General features: G+C 75.8%; 1 protein-coding gene. It reads left to right on the top strand.

Annotated features, from left to right (window positions below):
- Positions 1-401 (top strand): HAD-IC family P-type ATPase (locus OO57_RS38035; protein ID WP_033257502.1); only part of this gene is annotated, 401 nt, incomplete at both ends.

The following is a 401-nucleotide window of genomic DNA, read 5'->3' as shown; positions in this document are numbered from 1 at the left end:
GCCGTCGCCGAACTCCGCGCCCTGGGCCTGCGCCCCCTCCTGCTCACCGGCGACAACCGCGCCGCCGCCCAATCCGTCGCCGCCCAGGTCGGCATCCCCGCCCAGGACGTCATCGCCGAGGTCCTCCCCCAGGACAAGCTCGCCACCGTCCGACGCCTCCAGGCCGAAGGCCGCACCGTCGCCATGGTCGGCGACGGCGTCAACGACGCCGCCGCCCTCGCCGGCGCCGACCTCGGCCTCGCCATCGGCACCGGCACCGACGCCGCCATCGAGGCCGCCGACCTCACCCTCGTCCGCGGCGACCTGCGCTCCGCCGCCGACGCCATCCGCCTCTCCCGCCGCACCCTCGCCACCATCAAGGGCAACCTCTTCTGGGCCTTCGCCTACAACGTCGCCGCCCT

This window comes from Kitasatospora phosalacinea (genome assembly GCF_000717185.1).
Lineage (GTDB): Bacteria > Actinomycetota > Actinomycetes > Streptomycetales > Streptomycetaceae > Kitasatospora > Kitasatospora phosalacinea_A.
Note: the sequence above shows the minus strand (reverse complement) of the source record. Positions and strands in the feature narration are given on the sequence as shown.